This window comes from Microbispora sp. CSR-4 (genome assembly GCF_008033685.1).
Classification (GTDB): domain Bacteria; phylum Actinomycetota; class Actinomycetes; order Streptosporangiales; family Streptosporangiaceae; genus Microbispora.
In genome coordinates this window covers 1-6,066 of record NZ_VJVX01000124.1, presented here as the reverse complement: position 1 = coordinate 6,066, position 6,066 = coordinate 1, and the positions used below count along the sequence as shown (strand labels likewise).

Below are 6,066 nucleotides of genomic sequence, written 5' to 3'. Positions count from 1 at the left end.
CAGCTGCTCTACCAGGGCCGCAGCCCCAGCTCCGGCGGCGACTACGGCCTGCTGCCCTACCGGCCCGGCCTGCTGACCCTGCAGCGCTGACGCCCTGACCCGAAACCCGCCCGGCCTCCCGGCGTACGCGCAAACCCACCGGGTGAGCGCCATCGGCGACCGGGACCGGCCGGAACCCGGTCGGCGGGCTCGGCACACGGCCGAGCCCGCCGGTCTCATACGGCGAGCCCACGCACCGTCCCCGCACGTCCGGGCGTGCTGCGCGGCGTGTGCCCGAAGGGCCTTACGGCAGGTCAGGCGACCTCGACCGGTCGCCGTTCTCCTCGTCCGAGGGCTTGTGCGCGGCCGGCACCACGACCTGTTCGGCGTCCTTGCCGCGTGTCACCCAGAGATAGACCAGTGCGCCGGCGAAGAGCACGAGCGAGGTCCACTGGTTGATCCGCAGTTCCAGGAACGTCGCCGCGTGGTCGACGCCGCCCACCGGGTCGATGCGCAGCCCCTCGATCCAGAACCGCCCGAACGTGTAGCCGGCGACATAGACGGCGAACAGGCGGCCGTGGTGCAGCGTGAACCGCCTGCCGGCCAGGATCAGCGCGAAACCGAGCGCCGCGTCCCACAGCGACTCGTACAGGAACGTCGGGTGGTAGAGCACGCCCGGCGCGCCGCCGTGCGCCTGGTCGATCTCCAGGCCCCACGGCAACGTGGTCGGACCGCCGTACAGCTCCTGGTTGAACCAGTTGCCCCAGCGGGCGATCGCCTGCCCGAACGCGAGGGCGGGCGCGACCGTGTCGGCCACGGCGCTCAGGGACAACCCCCGGCGGCGGCAGGCCAGCCACACGCCCACGGCTCCCAGGGCGACCGCGCCCCAGATGCTGAGCCCGCCCTCCCAGATGAACAGCGCCTGGTAGGGCTCCTTGACCGCGCGCGGGCCGAAGTAGGTCTGCCAGTCGGTGATGACGTGGTAGAGGCGGGCACCGACCAGGCCGAAGATCACTCCGGGCACCGCGATGTCGCCGATCGCCCCCTTCTCGCCGCCGCGATCGCGCCAGCGGCGGTCGCTCAGCCAGACGGCGAAGCCGATGGCGACGATGAAGCACAACGCGTAGGCCCTGATCGGGATGAACCCGAGATACCAGACCCCTTGGGCAGGGCTGGGAATCGAGGCAAGCGGCATGCCGGTGAGGCTAGCCAACCCGAGGCCGCCCGGCCGTCTTCGTGACCCGATCGCAAGGGTGCCTTTGTACGTCCTGCCGCCCGCGCGAACTGTCGTACGCGCCTGCTTTGATGCTCGAGCGGCTTTCCGCTGAGCTGAAGGTTCACCTCGACGCGGGCCTGATCAGATCGGTGCCTTCGGAGGTAGACGCGGTCCGGCGGAACGCCGTCGTCGGCGGGTCTGCTTCTGCGGGGCCAGGTCCTGATTCGACGTCTCCGGGCGTTCGACCCGGGTGGGGTTGCCGCGTACGAGTTCGTCGTGAACGCGCCAGCGGGCGGTGACGGCGGCGCGCCCGGCCGCCTCGTCACCGCGCTCGACGGCCTGTCGCAGCAGCCGTACGGCGATGCGGCGGTTGAGGCTGAACTGCCGCTCGGTGTCGACCACGACGACGAGCCCGGTGGGCCGGTGAGTGGCCCGTACGGCGGTGCTGGCCTTGTTGCGATGCTGACCGCCGGGGCCGCCGGTGCGGCAGGCGACGACGTCCACGTCACTTTCGTGGAAGGCGGTGCGTGGGGTATCGACCCGGCACGGCTGGGCGATGACGTACCAGTTCTTCCGGCCGGTGCCGGCCCGATATGGGCTGGGGGCCTGCCAGCACAGCGTTCCGGTCCAGGAGGCGGCGAACGCCTCGGCGCCGTCTCCCGCGATCTCGATGAGGACCGACCGATAGGTGCCGGCCCGGTCACCGGGGACGGCCTGGACCCGATGGGTCTCCAGATTCCGCCGGGTGGCGTCGGCCTCCAGGCGTCGCAGCAACCGGGCCAGCGCCCAGGCGCACTCCTGCGGGCCACGCCCGGCCGACAGCAGCAGGTGCACGCTCACGACCGGCCTCCTCGCTTGCGGCGCTGTTCCCGCTGGGCGCTCCGGGGTTCGGGTGTTTTGTAGGTGACCAGCGGGATCGTGGTGGCCACGGGCGTGGCGAGGTCGTGGCCGACGAGGTCCGCGATGACCTGCTCGATGCGCTTGTAGGCCGTCGGCGCCTCTTCGAAGAGGAGCTGGCGGTCGCCGCACACCACCAGCGATCCCACCGGCGTACGGCGCAGTTCCTCGACCGTGTGCTTGGCCCGGCCCCGGCGCAAAGCGTCCGTACGGGACATCTTGCGGCCCGCGCCGTGTGCCACGGACCAGTTGGCGTGCGGCCCGGCGTGGGCGGCCACGAGATAGGAAGGGGTGCCTCGCGTGCCGGCGATGAGCACGTCGCGGCCGTCGCCCGGTGCCGCACCCTTGCGGTGCAGGTAGATCCCGTCGCGGATCTCGACCAGGTTGTGGCACTGGTCGACGATCGGCTCGGTGGGTTCGAACCCCAGCGCATGGGCGACTCGGGCGGCCAGCAGCCGCCGGTTGAGCGACCCCCACCGTACGGCGGCGTCATGCATCGCCAGGTAGGCGCCGGGATCAGGGGCGGGGCCCGCGCCGTGAAGCTCGGTGTGCGCCCGCAGGATCTGCTCACCCAGGCCGCGGGAGCCACTGTGGACGATGAGGACCAGGTCACCGGCGGAGAGCCCGAGCCGGCTCGCGTGGCCGGGTTCGGAGACGGTCCCGATGCGCGCCAGCTCAACGAAGTGGTTGCCCCGGCCGACCGTCCCGAGGCCCTCAAGGTGACCGGCGGGAATGTCGCCCTTCACCACGGCCCAGGCCGGGTCGTCGGCATCCCGATCAGGGTCCAGCGCGCGGTCGAGGTCGGGAAACCGGGAGGCGAGCTTCTCGGGTACGGCGCGCTTGAGCGAAACGGGGAACACGGCGATGCCACAACCGATGTCGGAGCCCACCAGGAACGGATACAAGACGGTCGAGGCCATGGCGGCGCCGATGGGAGCGCCCTTGCCGGGATGCAGGTCCGGCATGGCGGCGACGTGCTTCATGCCGTCGAGGCCGGCCACCTGGTCACACTGCGCCAGGGCATCGGATTCGATCCAGCTGGTGGGGGAGGCGAACACGGTGACGGTGGCCGACCCTACGGCCGGCCTGGAGTGGTGGTGAGACAAAGACGCTCTCTTCGCTGAAACAGGGCATGGACAGGCGGCATCACGGCGCGAGCCGGCGCCGTGTCATCGTTGAAGTCGCGGGGAACGCTGTCCGTCAGAGCCTCATGCGCACCAGATTCTCCGAGCCCCGCCATGCCAGACAACTGATTTTCAGCCGTCCGGCCCGCGCATGGCCGCGCGCGGGACGCCCGCAGGGCCTCCTCGGCAGGATTCGCATCAGAGGGGCCCACTTTGAGGTGATCAGCCCTGCGTGCTCCAGCTCGCGAACGCCTGGCGAACGGCGTTGCGGGATGCTTCGTCCAGTCGGCAAAGTTCCGCTTCGTCGGGCAGCGGTGCCGACGAGCGCCTCGGCCGTCTGGTCGCTCATCACTCCTGCGCGGTCGACGAGGCGACCGAACGCGACCAGTGCGGCTCCCCGACCAACGAATCCGCCCTGGAGCGGCGAGAGCCGGCTTGCTGACAGCCCGAATCGTCACGCCTCGTCGAACGCTTTACGGATCTTGGCTGCGCCGTACGCTCCACGAGGGTTGCAGATCGGGCAGGCGCAGGGCGGCCTGCCGTGTGCGTTGGGCATGTAGCGCCACCCGGTCACCTGGTTCACGCCTCTGATGCGGTGGATCTCGCCGGCCTGGATCGGCCGCGGGACCAGGAGTTCGTATCCGCGGGCGTCCTGTTGTCCGGCGATCAGAGCGGCGGCTGCGGCGCTGGCGAGTTCGACCGGCCGGGTGTTGTAGTGGCCCACCAGCACCGGCTCGTCATCCGGAATGCGGAAGTGGACGGCGACGAGAGTGCGCTGACCGCCACGCCGCAGCTCACGGCCCCATTGATAGGTGTTCTGGTAGGAGGGCAGCACCGGCAGGCAGTAGACGCCTGTCGCATCGGTCCGCCCCACGCTGACGGCGCGGATGCCCGCGCGCCGGATCGAGCGGATGTTCTTGGCCGGGGTGAGGTGCACGAGCAAGGTCATGGCTTGTAGGAGCCCAGGTCGGCATTCGCCGTCGTGTCGGTCCAGGCGATTTCGAAGTATCTGACGCGTTCGTCTTGTCCGGTCGGCCGCATGCCGACTGCCATCATGACGTGCTGGGACGCGACGTTGCCGTGGTCGGCGTCGCCTTTCACGCAGGTGATGCCGCGTGCCCGCGCGAACAGCAGTATTTCCCGAAGGGCTTCGGAAGCGTACCCCTGGCCTCGTGCCGACGGGATGAGGCCGTAGCCGATCGTGACGCTGCCGTTCTCGTCCGCAGGTCCGTGGAAGCCCACACCGCCGATCGCCTGACCGTCCTCGCGTCTACGGATTTCGTAGTTGCCGAACGGCTGGGGATCACCGGTGACCGCACAGGTGTCCAGGAAGCGCTTGGCGGCGTACATGTCCCCCTCGGTGGGGTATCCGGGCGCCCATCGGTCACTGCTGTCCGACTCAACCGCCAGCACCCGCTCAGCTTCGCCAACGGTCATCGGATGAAGCTCGAGCCGCGCTGTCACAAGGTCGTTCATAGGAGGGAGGAGTATCACGCGCGGCGACAAGACCGCACACGCCTTATCCGGAAGGCAGTGAGCCATTGCCTGTAACGGTTCGTCGCGGTCTGTAGTGCCGATGCCGGCCGGGTCACACCGCGGTGATCCAGGACTGCTCTCGGCGGCCTACGGCTGCACTCCGGCGGAAGCCATAGTGGGAGAGAAGTCCCAGGTCAGGCAGCAAATGACAAGGCCAACTAGGTGCCCCCGGCCAGGCACGACGCAAATCTACGGCGCTCTCACCTGCGGTTTCCTCGGGCCGTCTCGTCGTCGAAGCCCGCGCCGAGGTGGCCAAGGGAGGCGGGGCGTGATGAGTCCCTGCTCCCGGGTGGATGCCTGCATTCGTTGGACGACGACCGCATCCGTGAGCCTGCTGGCCGTGATCGCCGCGGTCGTCTCGTACCGACACATGCATGAGCTGGCGTTGCGGCAGGGCGAAAGCGAGCTGGGAGCGGCCCTCGTGCCGTTGGCGGTGGATGGCATGATCGTGGCCTCGTCGATGTCGATCCTGCTCGCCAGCCGTTATGGCAGCCGTGGGGGAGTGCTGCCCTGGGGCCTTCTGATCGTTGGCAGTCTGGCGAGCCTCGGCGCCAACGTCGCCGTCGCCGAGCCGACATTGATCGCGCGCATCATCGCGGCCTGGCCGTCGTTCGCCTTGATCGGTGCCTACGAGATGCTTATGGGCCAGATCAGGCAGAGCCGCGAGTTGCGTGCGGTCGTCGAAGCCATCTCAGATGGTCAGCGTGTGACTCAGGCTCCAGAAGGGTCGGTCGCAGATCAGAGAGGGCCGCGAGATCGAGTTCAAGACCTTCGTCGAACGGCCTGGCAATGGGCTCAGGCCAACAGCCGTCCTGACGGCACCCTGCCATCGGGCCAGGTCATAGCCGCTCACTTCGCCCGCAGTCCACGCTGGGGACGCTGGGTGAAGAAGTTGGGCATGGCCGGCGAGCTTGACTGAGCCATAGGAGCGGATAGAGCGGTTGTGGAAACCCGATCTCTCCTGGCTGTGCATCGCATCCGGTGTACGGCGGTTGCAGGTGTCGCGCTACGGGCGCTGATCGCGGCGGTCCGTCTCGTTCAGTAGATGCACGAACTCTGCCTGCGCCGTGGTAAGGAGCGCTTGGCAGCGGTGCTCATCACACTCGCCGTCGACGACCTGATCGTCGTTGCTTCGATGTCCATCCTGCTGGCTAACCGGTACGGCTCCCCTGGTGGTCTTCTGGCCTGGAGCCTCGCCAGCCTCGGCCTAACTAACCTCGGGCTTTCGCGACGAATTTGAGCGGGCTTGATCGTTTACATGAGAAAAGTGCCTTTGAGCTGGGAGGATTGGGCTTGTCGAGAGTCCTGTCCGCA

The 6,066-nt window shown here is 68.8% G+C and carries 7 protein-coding genes; 2 read left to right on the top strand and 5 right to left on the bottom strand.

What is annotated here, in order from left to right:
- Window positions 1-283 precede the first annotated feature (283 nt).
- The 5 genes from lgt to FLV34_RS38595 form a co-directional block, all read right to left on the bottom strand.
- A complete protein-coding gene (lgt, locus tag FLV34_RS38615) occupies window positions 284-1,174 on the bottom strand; it encodes a prolipoprotein diacylglyceryl transferase (RefSeq protein ID WP_147945522.1) in 891 nt (296 codons plus the stop codon).
- A 162-nt stretch (window positions 1,175-1,336) separates the two neighbouring features.
- A complete protein-coding gene (prfH, locus tag FLV34_RS38610; RefSeq protein WP_142652355.1) occupies window positions 1,337-2,035 on the bottom strand; it encodes a peptide chain release factor H in 699 nt (232 codons plus the stop codon).
- Window positions 2,032-3,198, bottom strand: a complete 1,167-nt coding sequence (locus tag FLV34_RS38605) for an RNA ligase RtcB family protein (protein WP_147945521.1) — start codon at window positions 3,196-3,198, stop codon at window positions 2,032-2,034. Before FLV34_RS38605 ends, prfH begins: the two co-directional genes overlap by 4 nt.
- A gap of 472 nt (window positions 3,199-3,670) precedes the next feature.
- Complete coding sequence (locus tag FLV34_RS38600) at window positions 3,671-4,165, bottom strand: hypothetical protein (protein ID WP_147945520.1); 495 nt, start codon at window positions 4,163-4,165, stop codon at window positions 3,671-3,673.
- Window positions 4,162-4,692 (bottom strand): GNAT family N-acetyltransferase, encoded by a 531-nt coding sequence (locus tag FLV34_RS38595; RefSeq protein ID WP_142652361.1) that lies wholly within the window; start codon window positions 4,690-4,692, stop codon window positions 4,162-4,164. The genes FLV34_RS38600 and FLV34_RS38595 overlap by 4 nt, the downstream gene beginning before the upstream one ends.
- Window positions 4,693-5,023: 331 nt before the next feature.
- Between FLV34_RS38595 and FLV34_RS38590 the strand changes: the two genes are divergently transcribed.
- Together FLV34_RS38590 and FLV34_RS38585 are read left to right on the top strand one after the other, a co-directional pair.
- Complete coding sequence (locus tag FLV34_RS38590; protein WP_147945523.1) at window positions 5,024-5,671, top strand: DUF2637 domain-containing protein; 648 nt, start codon at window positions 5,024-5,026, stop codon at window positions 5,669-5,671.
- A gap of 126 nt (window positions 5,672-5,797) precedes the next feature.
- Window positions 5,798-5,992, top strand: a complete 195-nt coding sequence (locus FLV34_RS38585; RefSeq protein WP_147945519.1) for a hypothetical protein — start codon at window positions 5,798-5,800, stop codon at window positions 5,990-5,992.
- The last annotated feature ends 74 nt before the right edge of the window (window positions 5,993-6,066 follow it).